Here is a 21067-nt window from a genome sequence, read left to right on the forward strand (position 1 = left end):
CAATGGCTCATCAAACCTCCCTCGACGACACATTCGCCGCCCTCGCCGATCCCACGCGCCGGGCGATACTGGCCCGGCTGCTCGACGGCGAAGCGTCGGTTGCCGAACTGGCGCAGCCCTTCGCGCTCACCGTGCGTGCGGTCTCCAAACATGTCGGCGTGCTGGAGCAGGCCGGCCTCGTCACCCGCAGCCGGGCGGCGCAAAAACATCTCAGCCGCATCGAGCTCAAGCCGCTGCGCGACATCGACCGCTGGCTCAACGACTACCGCAAGCTGTGGGAAGGCCGCTTCGACCGCATGGAAGACCTGCTGCGGCGCGGCGCGGACAGGCCGGAATGACCGCGCCCGCAACCACCGACCGCAGCTTTGCCATCGAGCGCATTTTCAACGCGCCGGTCGAACGCGTCTTCCGGCTGTGGACCGATCCGCTCCTGGTGGCGCAATGGTGGGGCATCAGGGACTGCACCATTCCCCTTTGCGTGCTCGACGTGCGCGTCGGCGGCTGCTGGCGCATCGACATGCTGACCGCCAGTGGCGCGCTCTACCGCAACCAGGGCAGCTATCTCGAAGTCGTCGAGAACGCCAGGCTGAGCTACCACGACGAACCGGATCCTGAAATCCGCGAATGGGCCGGCAAGCCGCCGGGCCGGAGCCGCCACACGGTGAGCTTCACGCCCGACGGCGTGCGCACCCATGTCCATTTCGAGGTGACGCTGGCGACTGCCGCCGACCGCGAACGCCTGCTGGCGCTCGGCATGCGCGGCGGCTGGATGCAGAGCTTCGACCGGCTGGAACTGCTGATAGGCAAGGGAGCCGACGATGCTGGCTGAGAACGCCAAACCGACCACGCAGGCCGTGCTGTCGCGGGATGGAACGCCGATCGCCTGCGAGCGGCGCGGCCAGGGCCATCCGCTCATCCTCGTCGACGGCGCGCTCTGCTCGCGCACCATGGGTCCAAGCGGCCCGCTGGCCAAGGCGCTGGAAGGCGGTTTCACCGTGTTTCGCTACGACCGCCGTGGCCGTGGCGACAGCGGCGACACCACGCCTTACACGGTCGAGCGCGAGATCGATGACATCGAGGCCGTGCTGCGGGCGGCCGGCGGCGAAGCCTATGTCTGGGGCATGTCTTCCGGCGCCATGCTGGCGCTGATGGCGGCAGCCCGCCTGCCCGGCATCAGGCGGCTTGCGCTCTACGAAGCGCCGCTGATCGTCGACGACAGCCGCACGACCACGCAAGGCGACTGGGCAACGATCCGCCAAGCCATCGCGGACGACAGGCGCGGCGACGCCGTGAGCGCCTTCCTCAAATCGGTCGGCATGCCCGGCCTGCTGATCGCCGTCATGAAGCTGACGCCGATCTGGCGCAAGCTCAAGGCAGTGGCGCATACGCTGCCTTATGACGGCGCCATCGTCGCCGGCGACCAGCTCGGCAAGCCGCTGGATCCCGCACGCTGGACCACGCTCGGCGTGCCGACATTGGTGACCGATGGCGGAAAAAGCCCGTCGTGGATGCGCCATGGCAACAAGGCGTTGGCACAGGCCCTGCCCAATGCGCGCTACCAGACGCTGGCCGGCCAGAACCACATGCTGAAACCCGCCGCGCATGCGCCGGTGCTGACGGCGTTCTTCAACGGGCGGGATTGAGCGCGGACGCTGACCCGACGCGAACAAAAGGAAATTTGACCATGCGGCTTCGTCATATCCTCATCAAGGTCGATGACCAGGACAAGGCGCTGGCCTTCTACACGTCGGTCCTCGGTTTCGTGAAAAAGCATGATTACGACGGCGGCAAGGCCCGCTGGCTGACGGTGGTGTCTCCGGACGAGGCCGACGGCGCTGAACTGGTTCTTGAGCCCAATCGCGATGCGCCGGCGCGTGCCGCGCAGCAAGCGCTCCATGATGCCCAATTCCCGGCGGCCCTGATCACCAGCCGCGACATCCAGGCCGACTTCGACCGCCTCGCCGGGCGCGGCGTGAAATTTCTCGGGCCGCCCCGGCGCATGGGGCCGGTCAGCGCCGCCTTCTTCGACGACACCTGCGGCAACTTCATCGTCATGGCTCAACAGGCCGGTTGAGGCACTATCGCCTTCACAATGGCGGCCTCGCCCGCAACCAGCGGGGTGCCGTGCACGTGAACGGGGCCAGCAGGGCCGGATTCTGACGTGGATCAAAACCGGATTCCTGAAAAGAGGCTAGAAACGCCTGAATGGCGCCCGCCGCGCGGGCGGCGAAGCAGGTGGCCCCATGTTCGAATACAGCGTCGAAGCCAGACGGACCGATGCACGAGGCAGCGCAGCCACGACCAAGGACGCCGCACTCGTTCTCGACACCAGTCTTGAGGGCCGGGCCGATGCCTTCAATCCAGCCGAACTGCTTCTGGCGGCGATCGCCGGCTGCATGATCAAGGGCATCGAACGAGTCACCCCGATGCTCGGTTTCAAACTGCGCGGCGTCATGGTCGCATTGCATGCCGTTCGGCGCGACAGCCCGCCGGGGATTGCCTCGATCGACTACGAGCTTGTCGTCGACACCGATGAAACCGACCAGCGGCTGGAGTTGCTGCACAAGAATGTCCGCAAGTACGGCACGATTTCCAATACAGTCGCCGCCGCCACGAAACTCGAAGGCAAGATCAGGAGAAAAGCATGAGCCGGCTGCATGTCGAAAACCACCAGGTGTCGCGCATCGGCTGGCTGCGCGCCGCCGTCCTGGGGGCCAATGACGGCATCGTCTCGACCGCGAGCCTGATCGTCGGCGTGGCGTCGGCCGCAGCGCCGGCTTCGCAGGTTCTGGTCGCCGGCATAGCCGGCCTGGTGGCAGGCGCCATGTCGATGGCGGCCGGCGAATATGTCTCGGTCAGCTCCCAGTCGGACACCGAGAATGCCGACCTCGCCCGCGAACGCCAGGAACTCGCGACCCAGCCCGAATTCGAGCGCGAGGAGTTGGCGCAAATCTACGTCAAGCGTGGGCTGGAGACGGACCTGGCCCGCCAGGTCGCCGACCAGCTCATGGCCAAGGATGCGCTGGCCGCGCATGCCCACGACGAACTCGGCATTTCGGAAATGACCACGGCGCGGCCGATCCAGGCGGCGCTGACTTCGGCGGCGACCTTCAGCGTGGGCGCGGCGATGCCGTTGCTCATGGTGCTGGTGTCGCCGGCCTCAATGCTCGTGCTGGCGGTCTCGCTTGCGTCTCTGCTTTTCCTTGCCCTGCTGGGCGCCATCGGCGCCAAGGCGGGCGGCGCCAACATCCTTCGCGCAACGTTGCGCGTGACCTTCTGGGGCGCCTTCGCCATGGCGCTCACCGCCGGCATCGGCGCGCTGGTCGGGACCGCGGTGTAAGCCACCGACCGCGACCTTGATCCAGGACAAGGCCATCGCTTGCGATTCCCGCGCCTCCCATGCCATCTGTCCGATACAAAGGACCGACCCGCAGCAGAATGGCAGCACGACCGACATCGCCCACAACCAAGCCGCCCGGCGTCAGCCTCAACCGCGCGCTGTCGAAACTCGGCCTGTGCTCGCGCACGCAGGCCGAGGTGCTGATCGCGGAAGGGCGCGTGCGCGTCGGCGGCAAGTTGGTGCGCGATGCCGCGCTGCGCGTCGACCTGAACCGCGACCGCATCGTCGTCGACGGCGCGCCTGTCGTTGCCGAACGCAAGGTCTATGTCATGCTCAACAAGCCGCGCGGGCTGGTCACCACCCGCGACGACCCGCAACAGCGCGACACCGTCTATACCTGCCTGGAAAGACTCGATTTGCCCTTTGTCTCGCCGGTCGGCCGCCTCGACAAGGCCAGCGAAGGCCTGCTGCTCATGACCAACGACACGCATTTCGCCAACCGGCTGATGGACCCGGCCTCGCATCTGCCCAAGACCTATCACGTCCAGGTCGGCATGGTGCCTGACGAAGCGATGCTGCAAACGCTGCGTGCGGGTGTCAGCGTCGACGGCGAGACCCTGGCCGCCAATTCGATCGCGCTTTTGCGCAGCGGCGGCCGCACCGCCTGGCTGGAGATCGTGCTGGACGAGGGGCGCAACCGCCACATCCGCCGGCTGCTCGCCGCGCACGGCATCGAGGTCAAGCGCCTCATCCGCATCGCCATCGGCCGGCTGCCGTTGGGCGGCCTCGCCAAGGGCACCGCGCGGCATTTGACGCCGGAGGAGCTGGCGCTGCTGGGCGGCTGAGCAAGCGTCCCGCCGGCCAGACCGCAAGCGGCCCAGGCTCAGTTTTCCGTCGGGAGTTTGCGTTGGAACGAGGAGATGGGCGGCGGCCCATCAAGCCTTGTTGGTGATCCACATGCTTGGCGCGCCGACCACGCCGGCGCTCGCCATCGCCTCCTTCAATTTTGGGTTCTTGATGAAGGCCTGCGCTTCGGCGGCACTGGTGAAATCATGCGTCACGGTGACGTCGTTGGGGTTGTCCGCCGCCTGATAGACGGCCTCGGCCTTCACGCCGTTGGCCTTTTGAACCGGAGCGAACCCGTCATAGACTTTGCGCCAGGCCTTGTAGTCGGACACGGTATGTCTCACGAACAGTGTCGTCATATCCATTCCTCCCAGGTTTTCGTTGCGCCCAAGAGATCGGCGATGGGCCGTCCAGTTTATCGCTCCAATCATGTCCTGGACAAACCGGCGAACGAATGAGAGCCGCCTGATCCGCGCCCGCGAAAGATTTTCGCCGCCCCACCGATGATTTCCGCCCGCCTCCCCTGTCTTCACCTACAGGCGCCGGAATTGTCCGGGCCGGAAAAGCGAGGTGATCCATGGGATCGTTGCAAGGTCAAAATGTCGTCGTGGTCGGAGGCAGCCGGGGTGTCGGCCGCTCGATCGTCGAAGCTGCGCTCGGCGAAGGCGCATATGTGCTTGCCGTCGCCCGCGGCGCGGAAGCCCTGAAGGAGCTCGCCTGGGAGGCGTCTGGAGTCAGGACGCTGGCCGCCGACGCCACGCAGGACACGGCGCCCGACACGGTGTTCGCCGCGCTGCAGCCCGACGTGCTGGTGATCTGCGCCGGCGCCTTTGCCCCGTCGGCCTGCATCCAGGACCAGAGCTGGGACGATTTCTCGGCGAATTGGGAGACGGACGTCAAGGCATCGTTCCTGTTCTGCAGGGCAGCACTTCAGGGCCGGTTGAAGCCGGGCAGCCGCGTCGTGCTGATCTCCAGCGGCGCGGCATTCAGCGGCGGACCGCCGAACTCCGGCGGCTATTCCGGCGCCAAGCAAATGCAGATGTTCCTCGCCGCCCACAGCCAGAAGGAGGCCGACCGGCTTGGCCTTGGCCTGCGCTTCATGGCGCTGGCGCCGATGCGCATCATGGCCGGCACCGGCGTCGGCCAGCGCGGCATTTCGAGCATCTCCGCCTATCTCGGCATCAGCCCGGCGGATTTCCTGGCCAGCATGGGCGATGTGCAGACGCCCGCCGATGTCGGGCGCGCCGTGGTGGCGCTGGCCGGCGGCAAGGTGCCAGGCATCGCCTTCACGGTCAGCGGCAGCGGCCTTGCCGCTGCGGCATGAGGCGCGCAGGATGCCAGACGAACTCCGCACGGCAGGCTCGATATGACAGACGCTCCCGGCCCGCTTGAGCCGTTGGACCCGACAGGCAGGCCGATCCTCGATCGGCCTGCCTTCGAGCGCCTGACGATGGCCCACCGCCGGGCGCTGAAGCTGCATTGCTACCGGATGATGGGCTCGCTGCACGAGGCCGACGATCTCGTCCAGGAGACGTTCCTCAAGGCCTGGCGCGGGCGCGCGCAATTCGACGGGCGCGGCTCGCCGCGCGGCTGGCTCTATTCGATCGCCACCAACGCCTGCCTCAACGCCATCAAGGCGCGGTCGTCGGCGTACCGCATCCTCGAAGAGCCCGCACGGCCGCCGAGCAAAGGGCGCGCCGCCGCCGGGCCGGCCGCCGCCGAGCTCTCCTGGCTGGAGCCCTACCCCGACGCCGAGTTGCCGGACCTTGTCGATGGCGAGCCCGGCCCGGATGCGCGCTACGAGACAAACGAGGCCGTGCGGCTTGCCTTCGTCGCCGCCATCCAGCTATTGCCGCCGAGGCAACGCGCATCCCTTCTGCTGTGCGACGTGCTGGGCTGGTCGGCGCTGGAGACCGCGCAATTGCTGGGCGGCTCGACCGCCTCGGTCAACAGCGCGCTGCAGCGGGCGCGCGCGACGCTGGGTGAGCGCTATCCGCAGGGACGCCCCCAGCAACGATCGCAGCCCAACCCACGGGAAGGCGTGCTGCTCGCACGCTATCTCAGCGCCTGGCAAGCCGCCAATCTCGACGGCTTGGTCGCGCTGCTGCGCGAGGACGCCACCTACCGCATGCCGCCATGGCGCGACTGGTACCGGGGACGTCAGGCGATCCATGGTTTCTTCAAGACGGTGTGGAGCAATTTCGCCGGCTACCGCGCCGTGGCGACACGGGCCAACGGCCAGCCGGCGGTCGCGATCTATGCCCGGCGCCATCAGGAGCCGGAATGGCGCGCGCAATCCCTGCATGTCATCGAGCCGGCCGATGGCGGCATCGTATCGCTCACGGTCTATGTCGCCCCGCTCGGCCCCGGCCTGTTCGCCGCCTTCGGCCTGCCGCCGGTCTGGTCCGGACCGGAAGCGTAGCCGTCGCCCACTTCTGCTGACAGAAAGCTGGCAGGAGGCCTGGCCTATAGAGCGGCCGGGAAGCCCGGCCGCGGCTTCAGCCATCAAGGAGCCAATAATGAATTTCGTCTCTGTCCGCATCATCACCTCGGATGTTCAGCGCCTCGTGCGCTTCTACGGCGAGATCACCGGCATGCCGGTGACGGTCTACACCGAGGACTTCGCGGAACTCGCGACGCCTTCCTGCACGCTGGCGATCGGCAGCACGCGCACCTTGATGCTGTTCGGCGGCGACATCGCCCGCCCCGCCGACAACCACACGGCCATCCTCGAATTCCGCGTCGGCGATGTCGATGCCGAATTCATCAGGCTGTCGGACTTCATCAGGGACACGACCGTGCAGAAGCCGACCACCATGCCCTGGGGCAACCGCTCGCTGCTGTTCCGCGACCCCGACGGCAATCTGGTGAATTTCTTCACGCCGGTGACGGCGGAAGCGATCCGGAAGTTCGAGAAGTAGCCGCCGCTACTTCAGGTTCCATTTGCGCACGACCGGCTCGCTGAGATCATGCTCGTAGCCGAGCACGCTGATGCTGGCCGTATCGAGCACGAACAGCGCGCCGCCTTCCGGCGGCAGGCCGAGCCAGCGGGCGGCGAGCACGCGCAGGAAATGCGCGCTGGAAAAGATCAGGATCGAGCCGCCGGCTTCGCGAAGCTGTTTGATGATCCGGTCGGCGCGGGCGCCGACATCGGCGGCCATCTCGCCTTGCGGGCAGCCGTCGCGAAACACGTTCCAGCCTGGCCGATCGGCCAGGATTTCCTTGGTTGTCCGCCCCTCATAGGCGCCGTAGTCCCACTCCTGCAGATCGTCGTTTCTGACGCTTTGCGCACCAAAGCCGGCCAGCACGCTGGTGTTGTAGGCGCGCTGCGAGGGGCTCGACCACACCGCCGAGAACGACTGACCCTTGAGCCGCTCCGCCACGCCCCGCGCGGCGGCCTCGCCCGCCGGCGTCAGCGGCATGTCGGTGCGACCGGTATGCTGTCCCGAAAGGCTCCACGCCGTCTCGCCATGCCGGACCAGATGGATTTGCGGATACGCGCTGTTCATACGCTCGGCCCTTCGTTGATGTCGGGCCAAAGCTGTAGCGGTCGGCGCAAGGGAGCGAAAGACCCGGCGGCCATCGCGGCACTTGAGCGCCGCTTCGCCGCCTGCGTTCCGCAGCTTGGCGGCGGTGGTTCTTGTGCATCACCGCTGGCTTACCAATCCGTAAGGTCCTTTGCCAACGAGTTTTCATGAACCTGTCATGTGCACTCGCCTATCCTTGATCCATCGCGGGCTGCGAGACGAGGGACACTTCTATGAAAACACTATCTCTGGCGTTGGCAGCCGGTACGCTGACGGCGGCATTGGCTGGCGCACTGTCTAATTCCAGCGCCATCGCCGCGCCCTACAAGCACGTACTGCTCATCAGCGTCGACGGGCTTCATGCGCTCGATCTGGCAAACTATGTCGCCGCAAATCCGAAAAGCTCGCTCGCCGCGCTCGCCGATACCGGGATTTTCTATCCGAATGCGCTCGCCAGCGCCCCATCCGACTCGTTTCCTGGCCTTGTGGCACAGGTAACCGGCGGCACACCCAGATCGACCGGCGTGTTCTACGACGACAGCTACGACCGCACCTATTTCGCGCCGGCTTCGGACTGCAAGGGCGAGCCGGGTGCCGAGGTGGCCTTCGCCGAGAACATCGACGTCGATTCGACGCGCCTTGATGGTGGTGGCAAGCCAGGCGATTACCGCAGCCAGATCGACCCGGCAAAGCTGCCGATGACGCTGATCAACGGCAAATGCTCGGTGGTCTATCCGCATGATTTCGTGCGGGTCAACAACGTCTTCGAAATCGTGAAAGCGCATGGCGGCCGCACGGCCTGGTCCGACAAGCACCCCGCCTATGAATGGCTGAACGGACCTTCGGGCAAAGGCATCGACGACCTCTACGCGTTGGAACAGGACAGCCTGATTCCGGGCACCAAGGTCAAGACGACGGGAAGCTTCAAGGCCGAGCGCGACTTCGATGAAGCGCGGGTCCAGGCGGTGCTCAACGAAATCAAAGGCCTCGACAGCACCGGCTCGCATCCCGCGGCGGTTCCCACGCTTTTCGGCATGAATTTCCAGGCGGTGAGCGTGGGCCAGAAGCTTCCCAAGGCCGGTCCCGGCGACGAGGCCGGCCTGGTGGGCGGCTATCTGGATGCCAGCGGCACGCCTGGCAATGGTCTCGCCGGCCAGCTCGCCTATGTAGATGGCGCTGTCGGCGAACTGATGGCCGCACTCAAGGACAACAAACTCGCCAATTCGACCCTGATCATACTTGCCTCGAAGCATGGCCAGTCGCCCATCGACCCGGCGTCGTTCCAGCCACTGGACGATGATCCCTATACGAAGACACCGGGCTATGCCTTCCACATCGCCGACGACGCCGCGCTGATCTGGCTCAAGCCGCAAGACAGGGTCAAAAACCTCGCGGCCGCGCAGGATTATCTCGAGAAATCGAGCAAGGCTGAAGGCATCGCCCAGATCCAGCCGCCGAATGCCCTTGCTCTCGCCTATCAGGATCCGGCCACCGACAGCCGTACGCCGGACTTCATAGCCACGGTCAATCCGGGCGTGGTCTACACATCCGGCTCGAAGATTGCCGAGCACGGTGGCGCCAATGCGAACGATCGCAACGTGGCGCTTCTCATCAGCGGTCCTTCGCTCAAGCCGAGGTCGGTGCCAGCTCTGGTGCAGACGACGCAGGTAGCTCCCACCATCCTGCGAGCTCTTGGCTATGACGCGAACGAACTCCAGGCCGTGAAGCTCGAAGGCACCCAGGAGCTGCCGGCGGCACCGTTCTAAGCCAAGGATCATACCGTTTCGCGATTGGCCCGCCGGGCATGCCCGGCGAGCTGCCCAGCGCCTGCGGTGGGCCACCTGGCTGGATGCAGGCCCGGCAAGGCGTTCAGCTTCGGAGCAACAGCCTGACGGATTCGCTGACAGAACGCGCGATTTCGACCTCGCGGCGCTGACGCTTGCGTATTTGCGCCCGTTTGTTCGGCTTGTAGTCGGCTGGATCGCGTTGAGCCTTCACCAGGGGCAAGGCATACATCGTCCGACGTATTGGCCTACCCCCGGACTCCACCCAGAAGCTGTCATAGTCCGCGGTGATGCGGCGGCGCAGCGCATAGTCCCTCGAAAAGACGTGGCCTGCGTTTGATGCCGCGACAAGGCCACGCAGTTTGAGTGAGGATGCCAAAGTCTGGGCAACCAGGAGCAGCAGGGTTTTCGGCCGCAGACCTTCCATGGCTTTGGTCAGTATCCGGGAATCCTCGAGACCTTGCACACCGGTCGACGTCGACTTCAGAGCGCCGATATAGAGGATCTTGCCGCCGCCACCGAGACGTAGAAGCGACCGGTCCACAATCGCGAGCGCCATCTCGATGACGGGACGTCCTTCCAGGCGCAGGAGAAGGCGCCATTCCCCCTCTCGGTACAAACCTGCCTGGCCCGTCAGTTCCACCGTGACTTCACCGGCAACGGTCGACATTGCCAAGAGATGACGACCGCGCGTGTGGCTTTCGACCAGGGCGGCCTCGGTCAAAAGACGCGCCGCCGCGGTGTAGTGACCAATGACGGCTGCACAACGATGGATACGCATCAAATTGGCGGCGAGATACGGCCGAACCGGCTTCAGCGCAATGTCGGGATATTGAGCAAGGATTGCAGTGAACGGCTCAGCACCGAGGGCCGATCGAATGGCGGCGATATCGCGCCGGAACATCCAACGAAGCGCCGCCCATTTGCTTTCATGCACCCAATTGTTCAGCTTGCGCCGAAACTTGGAGGGCGACCGTTTTATTGGGCCTGTTGGCCGTAATGGCCGCGGAGCGCCCATGGCAATCATCATTTGCTGTATTCTCGGTGGGACGTGTCAGTCAAAGGCAGCGGATGATCTCAATGTTGGATGTCGTAACTTACCGCCGCCTCGCCGCGGATATACGAATTCGTAAGGTAGCCACTAAGGTCGACCTTCCCGCGCGTGGTCTTCGGAGCCTGCTCTTCTTCGCAACCACCTCGGTCGCGGCGCAACCGAGCCAAAGCCAACAGGGATACCGGAAGATCGCCGCGGCACGCTTCCTCGCCTGGCCCTGATCCACATGACGCTGGCCCTGTGAGCAGACCGGCGGCGCAACTATATCAGGAGGAGCCGCACCAAGGCTCCCGCCACCCCAAGGGCGCGCCAGCCCTTGCACAACAGGTCAGATCATCATGTACAAACATCTGCTCATCGCCACCGACGGATCGGAACTGGCCGACAAGGGCGTTGCCCATGGCCTCACATTGGCAAAAGGCATCGACGCCGCCGTCACCTTCGTCACCGTCTCGGAGCCTTACCCCATCTTCGCCTGGGGCGGCGCCATGGCCGGCTATGCGGCGGGCGATGAGCTGGTCGTCTACCAGGAAGAGGCGCGCAAATATGGCAAGGAGGTTCTGGCCAAGTGCAAGGCCTCGGCCGATGCGGCCGGCGTGTCCGCCAAGCTTGTGCATGTCGAGGACAAACGGCCCGCCGAGGCGATCCTGGAACTGTCGCAGGCGCAAGGCTGCGACCTGATCGTGATGGCCTCGCATGGCCGCCGCGGGTTGGGCAAGCTGCTTCTCGGCAGCCAGACGGCGGAAGTGCTGTCCTACACCGCAATCCCGGTGCTCGTCGTGCGCTAAAGCAATTCCACGAAAAGTGTAAAACGGTTTTGCCGGGAAAAGCGCGAAAGCGCTTTCCCTTGGGAATGGCCTTAAAACAACGAGTTAGTGTGACCCCGAGAGCTGGAACCGGCTTTTGGAATCATGCTCAAGTAGACAGCCAAGGGGCGCATCCCGGCGCGGCCATCGCGCGCCAACATTCGTTCGACCGGGCCTCTGAGGAAACGACGAATGGCGCATGAGGATCGTACCAGGATAATCCCCGAGAGAACGTCGGAATCGGCGGCCATGCTGGTGGACGTCAAGCGGACGATGGCGATCACCGCCCGTCTCAACCGTCTGACGTTCAACGACGCGGACGAGGTCCGCGCCCTGTTCAGCGAACTGATCGGCAGACAAGTGGACGACAGCTTCCTGCTGATCCCGCCCTTTTACGCGACCGGCGGGGCCGACACCCGGGTGGGGCGCAATGTCTTCATCAATCAGAACTGCACCTTTTATGATCTTGGCGGGCTCGACATTGCCGACGACGTGCTGATCGGGCCGAATGTCAGCCTCATCACATCAGGCCATCCGCTCGAACCGTCACGGCGCCGCGCCTTCACCAACGCGAAGCCGATCGTCATCGAACGCAACGTCTGGATCGCCGCCGGCGCTACGGTGATCGGCGGCGTGACCATCGGCGAAAACGCCGTCATCGCGGCGGGCTCGGTGGTCACGAAAGACGTTCCCGCGAACACGCTTGTCGGCGGAAACCCGGCGCGGGTTATCCGGTCGATTGCCGAGTGAGACCAACCTCACCGCAACGCCTCCAGCACCAGATACACTCCCAGCGTCAGCAGCCCGACAAGAAACACCTTTCGAAAAGTCTCGACGCCCATCGCCTGCCGCAGCGCCTGGCCGATGAACATGCCGGCCAGCGCGGGCAGCAGCGCCAGGATCGAGCCTGTCAGCTGCGCCGCCGGCGATGCCAGCGCGCCCGTCCTGAACAGGCCGATGGCAAGGGCCGCCGTCGAGACGGTGAAGGACAGGCCGAGCGCCTGGACGAGATCTTCCTTCTCCAGCCGCAGCGATTGCAGATAGGGCACTGCCGGAACGACGAAGACGCCGGTCGCGCCGGTGACCAGCCCGGTCGCCACGCCGACCAGCGGTGACATCAAGGCCTCGTGGCGCGCCGGCGTGGTGAAGCTGAGCTTGAACAGGCCAAGGATGGCGTAAAGCACAAGCGCTGCCCCAAGCCCCACAGAGGCCGCGCCCGCATGCGCGCCTGTGAGCACCCCTGCCCCCGCGACGGTGCCCAGCATGATGCCGGCCATCATCGTCCACAGCCGCCTGCACAGGGCGCCGAAGGCGGGGCCGGTGAACAACTGCCAGAGATTGGTGACCAGCGACGGGATCAGAAGCAAGGCGGCGGCCTCGGCCGGCGGCATCGTCACCGCCAGCAGGCCCATCGCCACGGTCGGCAGGCCCATGCCGACGACCCCCTTGACGAAACCGGCGGCGAGGAAGATCGCGCCGATCCAGGCGATGGAGCTGGCGCTGAGCATGCCCACGGGATCAATCATGCAGCAGCATGTCCGCGGCATCGGCATCCGGTTTCGCCGGCACGGCATCGTGATTGACGAGAACCGCCGTCGTGCATCCGCGCGGGCCAGGCTGTGCCTGCGCCATGGCAAGCGAGGCCACGGCGACCGCCAGCACGATCGCCATGCCCTTCAAGAATACCGAGCCGGCCCGCGCTTTTTCGCTCATCGCAAATCTCCATCGCAAAAGATTTGACGGACATCGGGCCCGCGCACAATGTGGAAGTTGCGCTGTCAGCCTTCGTCCAGGCCGAAGGCTGAAGCCAACGCCGTGCACCTCGCAGGGAGCAAGAAATGCGCTTCGATCTCACCGATCTCCGGCTGTTCCTGCTGGTGGCCGAGCGCGGCAGCATCACCCATGGCGCCGAGCTTGCCGGGCTGGCTCTGGCTTCGGCGAGCGCCCGCATCAAGGGCATGGAGGAGCGGCTCGGCGCGCCGCTGCTGGAACGCCGCCGCCGCGGCGTGGTGCCGACGGCGGCCGGCCAGGCGCTGCTGCATCATGCGCGCGCCGTGCAGAACCAGATAGAGGCGATGGCCGGCGACCTCGGCGCCTATGCCGGCGGCCTGCGCGCCCGTGTCCGGCTGGTGGCCAACACCGCCGCCACGGCCGAGCTTTTGCGCGATACCTTGCCGGCCTTCCTGGTGGGCCACCCCGGCATCGACATTGATTTGGACGAGCGCCCCAGCCACGAGATCGCCGAGGCGGTGGCCAGCGGTGCGGCCGATCTCGGCATCGCCGCGACCTGGGCCGGCCTCTCGCATCTCGAACAGAAACCGTTCTTCGTCGACCGGCTGGTGGTGATCGCCGCGCGGAACTGGCCGGGGCTTGCCGGCCTGCATAGCGCCAGCCTCGCAGACATGCTGGGCGAATCCTTCGTTGGCCTCAGCCTCGGCCATGCCCTGCAGGAGCACATCACCCGTCAGGCCGCGCGCCTGGGCGGCCATCTGCACATCCGCATCCGCGTGCCCGGCCTCGACAATGTCTGCCGGCTGGTCGCGCAAGGCGCCGGCATCGCCATCGTGCCGGAGAGTGCCGCCCGCCGCTCGGCCCGCACGCTGCGCAGCCTGCGGCTCAGCGACGACTGGGCCACGCGGCAGCTCAACCTCTGCGCCCGCAGCTTCGACGAACTGACACCGCAGGCAAAGCTGCTGGCCGCGGCCCTGGCCGGAGCCGAAACGGGTGGCCTGCCGGGCCGTTACCAGGGCAACGGACCCTCATCGTAGAAATAGCCGCCGGTCGGACCGTTTTCGTCCAGGGTCGCCAGGCGAACAATGATCTCGGCCGCCTGCCCCACGGTGCGGTAGCCGCTGTGTCCGTTGAAGTCCGTCGCGGTATAGCCGGGATCGGCCGAATTGACCTTGATACCCGCTGCGGCGAACTCCTTCGAGAAGGCAACGGTGGCGGCGTTGAGCGCCGTCTTGGAGCTGTTGTAGCCAAGGATATTGATCGCATAGAATTCACTGGCAGGATCGGTCAACCCGCCGAGTGACCCCAGCCCGCTGGAAACCATCACCACATTGGCGCGCGAGGCGGCCTTGAGCAGCGGCAGGAAGGCCTGCGTGGTGCGGATCGGGCCGAACACGTTGACCTCGTAGACATCCTTGATGATGGCTATGGGCTCTTCACTGGGAGCGAGCATGGAGCCCAGGATGCCGGCATTGTTGACGAGCGCATCGAGGCGTCCGTCCTCCTCAAAAACGCGCAGCGCGGCGGCCTCGACGCTGGCGTCGCTGGCGACGTCGATTTCCAGCATGCGCACATCAAGCCCCTTTTGCCTGAGCTCGGCCGCCGCAGCTTCGCCGCGTTCCCTGTCGCGGCTGCCCAGCCAGATCCTGTAGCCCGCTTCGCCCAGCCGGCGCGCGGTTTCGTAGCCGATGCTCTTGTTGGCACCGGTCACCAGTGCGGTCTTGTCGGTCATGTCCATCTCCAGTTTGATCTGTGGTTGGTCTGCGGCAGAGATGGGGCCGACCGCTGGCCGCCGCGTGCCGAAAACTGGTGAGTTCTTGCCTATTCCTGCCGGGAGCTTGATTGCCGGCCGCGCCGATGCGATCTACAGGCTGTGATGAAATCGCTCGACGACCTCAAAGCGCTGGTGATGCGGCATGCGCGCGGCCGGCTGACCGAAACCGGGATTCCCCGCGTGGCCATCATGAAGGGCGAGGCGACGACCGGGCCGTTGCTGGGGCTCTACGACCCAAGGCTTTGCCTGGTCCTGCAGGGCGCCAAATCCGTCATGATCGGCGATCAGCTGCTGCATTACGACGCCGGCCGCTACTTCATTGCCGCGGTCGAAGTGCCGGCCGTCGGCAAGGTTTTGCAGGCCAGCCCGCAGCATCCCTACCTCTCGGTCAGCCTGGCCCTCGACACCACGCTGATCGCTCCGCTGCTCCTCGACATGCCGCCCGTTGCCGAGGCGCCGATCGGCCATGGCTTTGCCGTCAGCCGGGCCGACGAGGCGCTGGTCGATGCGTGGCTGCGCATGATTGAGCTCATCGATCATCCGACCGAAATCCCAGTGCTGGCACCCTTGCTCGAACGCGAAATCCTGTTTCGGCTGCTGCAGGGGCCGCAAGGCGCCATGCTGCGCCAGATTGCCGGGGCCGATAGCCGCCTGTCGCAGATTCGCCGCGCGCTGGCCTGGATCCGCGACCACTATGCGGAGCCGTTCCGCGTCGAGGATCTTGCCCGCATGGGCGGCATGAGCGCCTCGGTGTTCCACCGCCACTTCAAGGCGGTCACGGCGATGACGCCGATCCAGTACCAGAAGCGCATCCGCCTCAACGAAGCGCGCCGCCGCCTGCTCGCCACGTCGGGCGATGCGGCCGGCGTCGCCTTCTCCGTCGGCTATGAAAGCGCTTCCCAGTTCTCCCGCGAATATGCCCGCCTCTTCGGCGCACCGCCGGTGCGCGATGTCGGCCGCCTGCGCGCCACTCCGGAGCCCACCGAGCTCGCCTGACCCCTTGAATTCGAAGACGCAAGAGCAAGGCGGGAAGACCGCGCCTTGCCAGCCCGTGCGCCGCGCCCTCAAGCGGCCCGTGCGTCGGCTTCGACCGATCTACCACCAGGCGCTTGATCCCACCTGCCTGCATGGAAGAAGAGAGGGGCACAGCCCAGAGGCGATACGGGCCTTGCTGTTATTAAAAATTTCCCATACTGTCTTTTCACATAAGAAAGAAAATAGCATCTATTTCTCTCATTTATGAAAGACTGGCTTTTGCGGGAACATCTCGATCTGACCGATCGGCGGCTGGTGAAACAGCTGTCGCAGGACGCGCAGCCGGGCATCAACCGGCTCGCCGAGATCTTGGCGATTTCGGTGCCCACCGTGCGCTCGCGGCTGCGCAATTTGCTCGACCGCAACCTGCTCAAGATCGTCGGCCTGCTGAACCTGACCGAACGGCCCGAGCTGATCTCGGCCATTGTCGGCATCAACGCCCAGGGGCGCGGCCGGGCCCGTGAACTGGCGCAGCGCATTTCCGAACTGCCCTTCGTCAACTCGGCATCGGTGGTCACCGGGCGCTTCGACATCATCGTCGACGTGACGGTGGCCGGTGACGTCGCCGATCTCTACCGCGTCACCAGCGAACTGATCCCCGGCGCCGGCGAGCCGGGCGAGGTCGTGCGCAGCGAGACCTTCGTCGTCATGGCGTCCTGCAACAAATGGGTCAGCCTGCCGGAAGGCTGCTGGTCGGACGACCGCAAGGAGCCGGCATGAGGATCGCGGTCCTCGGCGGCCTCGGCCTGCAAGGCCGGGCGGCCATCGCCGATCTTGTCGCCAGTGGCGTCGAGGAGGTGATCTGCGTCGATACCACGCCGGACGGCGCGGCCCGGCTGGCTGATCTGACCGACCTTTCCCGCGTGCGCTTCGTCATGCCCAACGGCGCGATCGGGCCGGCGCTGGCCGATGTGCTGGCTGACGCCGACGCCGTCATAGATTTGCTGCCGCAGCCGCTGATGCGCGAGGCGGTGCAAGCCGCCATCGCGACCCGCACGCCGCTGGTCACCACCAATTACGGCAAGGCCATCGCCGATCTGGCGCCGGAAGCCGAACGCGCCGGTGTTTCGATCATGACCGAATGCGGGCTCGACCCCGGCATCGACCTCGTGCTCTACGCCCGCGCCGCAAAACAGTTCGATGCGATCACATCAATCGATTCCTATTGCGGCGGCATCCCAGAGCCGAAGGCGATGGCCAAGCCGCTTTGCTACAAGGTGAGCTGGAACTTCGACATGGTCCTGGTCAGCCAGAACCGCGACAGCGTCATGATCGAGGACGGCAAGCGCGTCGAAGTACCCGCCGCGCGCCAGCATGACAGCCCTTTCATCCATGAGATCGAAGTCGCCGGCCTCGGCCGGCTGGAAGCCTTCCCCAATGGTGACGCGCTGCATTATGTCGAGATGCTTCCCTCCGCAAACGGGCTGCGCCGCTCCGGCCGCTACACGTTGCGCTGGCCGGGATGGTCGGCCTTCTGGGCGCCGTTGAAGGAGCTTGGTTTTCTCTCCGAGGACAAGGTGCCCGGCACCTCCAGCAGCCCGCGCGAATTCCTCGGCCGGCTGCTCGGCCCGCAACTGCAATACGGCCCCGGCGAGAAGGACCTTTGCGTGATGCGCAATGTCTTTTCCGGCCTCGAAGGCGGCCGCGCCAAGACCGTGACATCGGACCTGATTATCGAGCGCGACCTGACCTCGGGCCTGTTCGGCATGAGCCTCGGCGTCGGCTATCCCGCCAGCATCGTAGCGCAGATGCTCGCGCAACGCGAGATCACCACGCCGGGCCTTTTGAACCCGCTGCTCGACGTGCCCGACGAACCCTTCTTCGACGAACTGGCCAAACGCGGCATCATAATTGCCGAGACGGTGGCCTGGGACTGAGGATTTTCGAACGGTGGCCGCCGCCGGCAAACGGCGCCGCCGCTCAAAAAAGCGCCCAAGGGAATCCGCGGGCAAACAACAACTGGGAGGAATGCCAGAATGAAGATTGCCAGACTTTTCATTGCCGGACTTGCGCTCGCGGGCTTGACCGCTGCCGCCAGCGCCGGAACGCTGGACGAGATCACCAAGCGCGGCGAATTGCGCGTCGCCGTACAGACGCAAGGTCCGCCCTTCTCGCTTGTCGGCGCCAATGGCGAACGCACCGGCAGTTCGGTCGAACTCGCCGAGCTGATGGCCAAGGAAATGGGTGTGAAGATCACCTTCCTCGACTTCGACTGGGACGGCCTGATCCCGGCGCTCTTGTCGGGCAAGGCCGATCTTCTGGTCGCCGACATGACGCCGACGCTGGCGCGCGGCATGAAGGTCGCCTTCACCACGCCTTACATGTACACGGGCAGCACCGTCTTCACCAAGGCCGACAGCAAGTTCAAGACCACCGAGGACTGCAAGGCCAAGGGCACCAAGATCGCGGTGCTGCTCGGCGCCACCGGTGAGAAGGAAGCCAAGGCCGCCTTCCCCGATGCCGACATCAAGAGCTACAAGGGCGGCGGTCCGCTGCTGCTCGACGCGGTCAACAACGGCCAGGCCGATTGCGGCGTCAACGACGTCTCGGCGGTCAAGGGCCAGTCGACCGCCTATCCGGCCGGTACCTTCACCATCATGCCGGAGCTGCTGTCGAAGGAGCCGCTTGCCTTCGCCACCCGCTATGACGAGCCGGACCTGCTTATCTGGATGAACCTGTTCCTCAATCAGGTCACCATCGACGGCCGCCTGCAGAAGAACCTCGACTACTGGGTGAATTCCGACGCCTGGAAGAAAGACCACTGAGGAATTAGCGAATAGGAATTAGGCAGTAGGGAATAGTGAGTGGTGAATAGCCATTCCATTCCGACACACTCCCCTACTGCCTACTGCCTACTGCCTACTGCCTACTGCCTACTGCCTACTCACACCGCTGCGCGCCATGCTCGAAAATTTCAGTTTCCGCACCATCGTCGAATACCTGCCTTTGTTCGGCCAGGGCCTGGTCACGACCGTCTGGCTGTCGGCGCTGTCCTTTGTCGGCGCGCTCGTCGTCGGCATCGTGCTGTGCGCCATGAATTTGCAGCGCGGCTGGCTGTTTCGCGCGCCGGCCAAGGCCTATATCGACGCTGTGCGCGCCACGCCCTTGCTGGCGCAGCTCTATTTCCTCTATTTTGGCCTGCCGCGACTCGGCTTCGTGCTGCCGGAACTCGTCGTCGGCATCCTCGCTTTGTCCTTGAACAGCGGCGCCTATATCTCTGAAATCATTCGCGCCGGCATCCTGTCAATCCCGCGCGGCCAGGTCGAGGCCAGCGTCGCTTCGGGCATGACCTACACGCAGCGCATGCGCCTGGTCGTGCTGCCGCAAGCCTTCAAGGTGACGATCCCGCCGCTGCTCGGCCAGGCGATCGTGCTGGTCAAGGATTCCGCCCTGCTGTCGCTGATCTCGGTTGCCGAGCTGACGCGCGCCGGGCAACTGCTCGCCTCCGACCGCTTCATGCCGGCGGAAGGCTTTCTCACCATCGCCGCCTTCTATTTGCTGCTCTACTACGGCCTGAAGGCACTGGCCGTTCTCTCCGGCCGCTGGCTCGGCACGGCGGGGGCGCGCGCATGATCTGGCAACAATTCCTCAGCCTCGCCGGCTCCTATCCGCTGGCTCTGCGCGGCCTCGGCATGACGGTGGTGCTGTCGCTGATCAGCCTGGTGCTCGGCACCTTGCTCGGCTTCGGTCTCGGCATCCTGCGCACCGGCGGCAACCGGCTGATCTCCAGCGTCATCGGCGCCTGGGTCGACCTCATCCGCGGCACGCCGTTCCTGGTGCAGATCTTCCTGATCTTCTTCATCCTGCCGGAGTTCGGCATCGAGCTCGACGCCTTCACCGCCGGCATCATCGCGCTGACCAATCTCGCCGCCTGCTTCATCTGCGAGATCGTCGCCGCCGGCATCCGTTCGGTGCCGACGGGCCAGGTCGAGGCAGCGCTGGCGTCCGGCCTGTCACGCTGGCAGCGCATGCGCCAGGTGGTGCTGCCGCAGGCGATGCGCATCGTGCTGCCGCCACTGGTCGGGCAATATGTGCTCTTGATCAAGGATTCCTCCGTCGTCTCGGCCATCGGTCTGACCGACCTCACCCGCGTCGGCTGGCTGGTGGTGCAGCGCGTGCCCAACGGCCTGCTGGTCTTCTTCCTCGTCGGCGTCGGCTATTTCATCGTCTGTTATCCGCTGATCATGCTGGCCCGCCGGCTCGAACGCCGCATGGGCGCGGCGCATGGCGAGGTGCAGCTGTGACATCGAACCCCAAAGGGCCAAGCACTATGACCAAAGCGGGCATGACCCAACCGGGCCCGACCAAGACCGGCATGATCGACTTTCGCGGCGTCAACAAATGGTTCGGCGCGCTCAACGTGCTCAGGGATATCACGCTCAGCGTCGAGCCGCGCGAAGTGGTCGTCGTCTGCGGCCCGAGCGGCTCGGGCAAGAGCACGCTGATCCGCTGCATCAACGGCCTGGAGACGATCAAGGATGGCGATCTCGTCGTCGATGGCCAGCGCGTCGGCGACCCCGCCACCAACATGACGCAGCTGCGCACCGAGATCGGCTTCGTCTTCCAGTCCTTCAACCTCTACCCGCACAAGACCGCGCTCGAAAACGTCACGCTCGCTCCGATCCATGTCCGCAAGATCCCGCGCGCCGAGGCCGAGCATGCCGGGCGCGAACTGCTGGCCAAGGTTGGCCTCGCCGACAAGGTCAACGCCTATCCGGCGCAGCTCTCCGGCGGCCAGCAGCAGCGCGTGGCGATCGCCCGCTGCCTCGGCATGCGGCCCAAGATCATGCTGTTCGACGAACCGACCTCCGCCCTCGACCCCGAAATGATCTCGGAAGTGCTCGACGTCATGGTCGCCGTCGCCGAGGAAGGCATGACCATGATGGTGGTGACGCATGAGATGGGCTTTGCCCGCAAGGTCGCCCAACGCGTTGTGTTCATGGACGCCGGCGCCATCGTCGAAAGCGGCACGCCCGACGAGTTCTTCTCACACCCCAAGACCGACCGCAGCCGCGCCTTCCTGAGCAAGATTTTAAGGCACTGAGGGCGGCGAAAGGCCGTCGATCAGTCCGGCGGCCGTTAGCGTTGCGGTGCAACGGATCTGTACGCCGTTCGGGTCAAATATTCAGTCCGATCATGGACCGGGCGAGCGGCTGCCCTTCCGCTGGAA

General features: G+C 65.4%; 27 protein-coding genes. 21 read left to right on the top strand and 6 right to left on the bottom strand.

Annotated features, from left to right (window positions below; all coding sequences use genetic code 11):
• Positions 1–2: 2 nt before the first annotated feature.
• The 7 genes from ACLGL5_RS30105 (at position 3) to ACLGL5_RS30135 (ending at position 4185) form a co-directional block, all read left to right on the top strand.
• Positions 3–338, top strand: coding sequence for an ArsR/SmtB family transcription factor (locus ACLGL5_RS30105; protein ID WP_069092710.1), 336 nt, complete (start codon positions 3–5; stop codon positions 336–338).
• Positions 335–829 (top strand): SRPBCC family protein, encoded by a 495-nt coding sequence (locus ACLGL5_RS30110; protein WP_069092711.1) that lies wholly within the window; start codon positions 335–337, stop codon positions 827–829. The genes ACLGL5_RS30105 and ACLGL5_RS30110 overlap by 4 nt, the downstream gene beginning before the upstream one ends.
• Positions 819–1643 carry an alpha/beta fold hydrolase gene (locus tag ACLGL5_RS30115; RefSeq protein ID WP_051726845.1) on the top strand — a complete coding sequence of 275 codons (825 nt, stop codon included), beginning with the start codon at positions 819–821 and terminating at the stop codon, positions 1641–1643. The genes ACLGL5_RS30110 and ACLGL5_RS30115 overlap by 11 nt, the downstream gene beginning before the upstream one ends.
• A 41-nt stretch (positions 1644–1684) precedes the next feature.
• Positions 1685–2074: a VOC family protein gene (locus tag ACLGL5_RS30120; RefSeq protein ID WP_038648359.1), complete on the top strand. Its 390-nt coding sequence runs from the start codon at positions 1685–1687 to the stop codon at positions 2072–2074.
• A 169-nt stretch (positions 2075–2243) separates the two neighbouring features.
• A complete protein-coding gene (locus ACLGL5_RS30125; RefSeq protein ID WP_019859606.1) occupies positions 2244–2648 on the top strand; it encodes an OsmC family protein in 405 nt (134 codons plus the stop codon).
• The gene (locus ACLGL5_RS30130) at positions 2645–3340 is read left to right on the top strand and encodes a VIT1/CCC1 transporter family protein (protein ID WP_069092712.1); all 696 of its coding nucleotides are present in this window, start codon (positions 2645–2647) and stop codon (positions 3338–3340) included. The genes ACLGL5_RS30125 and ACLGL5_RS30130 overlap by 4 nt, the downstream gene beginning before the upstream one ends.
• Before the next feature lie 98 nt (positions 3341–3438).
• Positions 3439–4185 carry a pseudouridine synthase gene (locus tag ACLGL5_RS30135; protein ID WP_069092713.1) on the top strand — a complete coding sequence of 249 codons (747 nt, stop codon included), beginning with the start codon at positions 3439–3441 and terminating at the stop codon, positions 4183–4185.
• Between the two features lie 90 nt (positions 4186–4275).
• Here ACLGL5_RS30135 and ACLGL5_RS30140 read toward each other — a convergent pair whose 3' ends face one another.
• The gene (locus ACLGL5_RS30140) at positions 4276–4545 is read right to left on the bottom strand and encodes a hypothetical protein (RefSeq protein WP_019859609.1); all 270 of its coding nucleotides are present in this window, start codon (positions 4543–4545) and stop codon (positions 4276–4278) included.
• A 218-nt stretch (positions 4546–4763) separates the two neighbouring features.
• Between ACLGL5_RS30140 and ACLGL5_RS30145 the strand changes: the two genes are divergently transcribed.
• From ACLGL5_RS30145 to ACLGL5_RS30155, 3 genes are all read left to right on the top strand, one after another.
• The gene (locus tag ACLGL5_RS30145; protein ID WP_069092714.1) at positions 4764–5510 is read left to right on the top strand and encodes an SDR family NAD(P)-dependent oxidoreductase; all 747 of its coding nucleotides are present in this window, start codon (positions 4764–4766) and stop codon (positions 5508–5510) included.
• Positions 5511–5552: 42 nt separating this feature from the next.
• Positions 5553–6608, top strand: coding sequence for a sigma-70 family RNA polymerase sigma factor (locus ACLGL5_RS30150; RefSeq protein ID WP_069092715.1), 1056 nt, complete (start codon positions 5553–5555; stop codon positions 6606–6608).
• 97 nt (positions 6609–6705) lie between these two features.
• The gene (locus tag ACLGL5_RS30155) at positions 6706–7107 is read left to right on the top strand and encodes a VOC family protein (RefSeq protein WP_069092716.1); all 402 of its coding nucleotides are present in this window, start codon (positions 6706–6708) and stop codon (positions 7105–7107) included.
• 6 nt (positions 7108–7113) lie between these two features.
• Here the strand turns inward: ACLGL5_RS30155 and ACLGL5_RS30160 are convergent, their stop codons facing one another.
• Complete coding sequence (locus ACLGL5_RS30160; protein WP_069092717.1) at positions 7114–7695, bottom strand: histidine phosphatase family protein; 582 nt, start codon at positions 7693–7695, stop codon at positions 7114–7116.
• A gap of 251 nt (positions 7696–7946) precedes the next feature.
• Here ACLGL5_RS30160 and ACLGL5_RS30165 point away from each other — a divergent pair, with 251 nt between their 5' ends.
• A complete protein-coding gene (locus ACLGL5_RS30165; RefSeq protein WP_027047111.1) occupies positions 7947–9479 on the top strand; it encodes an alkaline phosphatase family protein in 1533 nt (510 codons plus the stop codon).
• A 103-nt stretch (positions 9480–9582) separates the two neighbouring features.
• On the opposite strand, the gene ACLGL5_RS30170 is transcribed toward ACLGL5_RS30165, so the two are convergent.
• Positions 9583–10527 carry a VirK/YbjX family protein gene (locus ACLGL5_RS30170; RefSeq protein WP_223217899.1) on the bottom strand — a complete coding sequence of 315 codons (945 nt, stop codon included), beginning with the start codon at positions 10525–10527 and terminating at the stop codon, positions 9583–9585.
• 362 nt (positions 10528–10889) lie between these two features.
• On the opposite strand from ACLGL5_RS30170, the gene ACLGL5_RS30175 reads away from it, so the two are divergent.
• Both ACLGL5_RS30175 and ACLGL5_RS30180 read left to right on the top strand, forming a co-directional pair.
• Complete coding sequence (locus ACLGL5_RS30175) at positions 10890–11339, top strand: universal stress protein (protein ID WP_069092718.1); 450 nt, start codon at positions 10890–10892, stop codon at positions 11337–11339.
• A gap of 210 nt (positions 11340–11549) precedes the next feature.
• Complete coding sequence (locus tag ACLGL5_RS30180) at positions 11550–12107, top strand: sugar O-acetyltransferase (RefSeq protein WP_069092719.1); 558 nt, start codon at positions 11550–11552, stop codon at positions 12105–12107.
• Positions 12108–12115: 8 nt separating this feature from the next.
• On the opposite strand, the gene ACLGL5_RS30185 is transcribed toward ACLGL5_RS30180, so the two are convergent.
• Together ACLGL5_RS30185 and ACLGL5_RS30190 are read right to left on the bottom strand one after the other, a co-directional pair.
• Complete coding sequence (locus ACLGL5_RS30185) at positions 12116–12865, bottom strand: sulfite exporter TauE/SafE family protein (RefSeq protein ID WP_069093479.1); 750 nt, start codon at positions 12863–12865, stop codon at positions 12116–12118.
• 10 nt (positions 12866–12875) lie between these two features.
• Entirely contained in the window at positions 12876–13070 is a 195-nt protein-coding gene (locus ACLGL5_RS30190) for a hypothetical protein (protein WP_069092720.1), read from the bottom strand.
• 125 nt (positions 13071–13195) lie between these two features.
• Between ACLGL5_RS30190 and ACLGL5_RS30195 the strand changes: the two genes are divergently transcribed.
• On the top strand, positions 13196–14125 hold the full coding sequence (locus tag ACLGL5_RS30195) for a LysR family transcriptional regulator (protein WP_069092721.1): 930 nt from the start codon (positions 13196–13198) through the stop codon (positions 14123–14125).
• Here ACLGL5_RS30195 and ACLGL5_RS30200 read toward each other — a convergent pair.
• Positions 14098–14826: an SDR family oxidoreductase gene (locus tag ACLGL5_RS30200; protein WP_083246830.1), complete on the bottom strand. Its 729-nt coding sequence runs from the start codon at positions 14824–14826 to the stop codon at positions 14098–14100. The genes ACLGL5_RS30195 and ACLGL5_RS30200 overlap by 28 nt on opposite strands.
• Positions 14827–14961: 135 nt before the next feature.
• On the opposite strand from ACLGL5_RS30200, the gene ACLGL5_RS30205 reads away from it, so the two are divergent.
• The 7 genes from ACLGL5_RS30205 to ACLGL5_RS30235 all read left to right on the top strand — a co-directional run bounded on the left by ACLGL5_RS30205 (position 14962) and on the right by ACLGL5_RS30235 (position 20941).
• Positions 14962–15858: an AraC family transcriptional regulator gene (locus ACLGL5_RS30205; protein WP_069092723.1), complete on the top strand. Its 897-nt coding sequence runs from the start codon at positions 14962–14964 to the stop codon at positions 15856–15858.
• A 258-nt stretch (positions 15859–16116) separates the two neighbouring features.
• Positions 16117–16617: an Lrp/AsnC family transcriptional regulator gene (locus ACLGL5_RS30210; protein ID WP_010910740.1), complete on the top strand. Its 501-nt coding sequence runs from the start codon at positions 16117–16119 to the stop codon at positions 16615–16617.
• Complete coding sequence (locus tag ACLGL5_RS30215; RefSeq protein ID WP_069092724.1) at positions 16614–17774, top strand: saccharopine dehydrogenase family protein; 1161 nt, start codon at positions 16614–16616, stop codon at positions 17772–17774. The genes ACLGL5_RS30210 and ACLGL5_RS30215 overlap by 4 nt, the downstream gene beginning before the upstream one ends.
• Before the next feature lie 99 nt (positions 17775–17873).
• Positions 17874–18662 carry an ABC transporter substrate-binding protein gene (locus ACLGL5_RS30220; protein WP_064985891.1) on the top strand — a complete coding sequence of 263 codons (789 nt, stop codon included), beginning with the start codon at positions 17874–17876 and terminating at the stop codon, positions 18660–18662.
• A gap of 136 nt (positions 18663–18798) precedes the next feature.
• A complete protein-coding gene (locus ACLGL5_RS30225; protein WP_019859627.1) occupies positions 18799–19470 on the top strand; it encodes an amino acid ABC transporter permease in 672 nt (223 codons plus the stop codon).
• The gene (locus ACLGL5_RS30230) at positions 19467–20141 is read left to right on the top strand and encodes an amino acid ABC transporter permease (protein ID WP_019859628.1); all 675 of its coding nucleotides are present in this window, start codon (positions 19467–19469) and stop codon (positions 20139–20141) included. Before ACLGL5_RS30225 ends, ACLGL5_RS30230 begins: the two co-directional genes overlap by 4 nt.
• A 41-nt stretch (positions 20142–20182) precedes the next feature.
• Positions 20183–20941 carry an amino acid ABC transporter ATP-binding protein gene (locus ACLGL5_RS30235; RefSeq protein WP_083246991.1) on the top strand — a complete coding sequence of 253 codons (759 nt, stop codon included), beginning with the start codon at positions 20183–20185 and terminating at the stop codon, positions 20939–20941.
• The last annotated feature ends 126 nt before the right edge of the window (positions 20942–21067 follow it).

Source organism: Mesorhizobium sp. U510 (assembly GCF_059180695.1).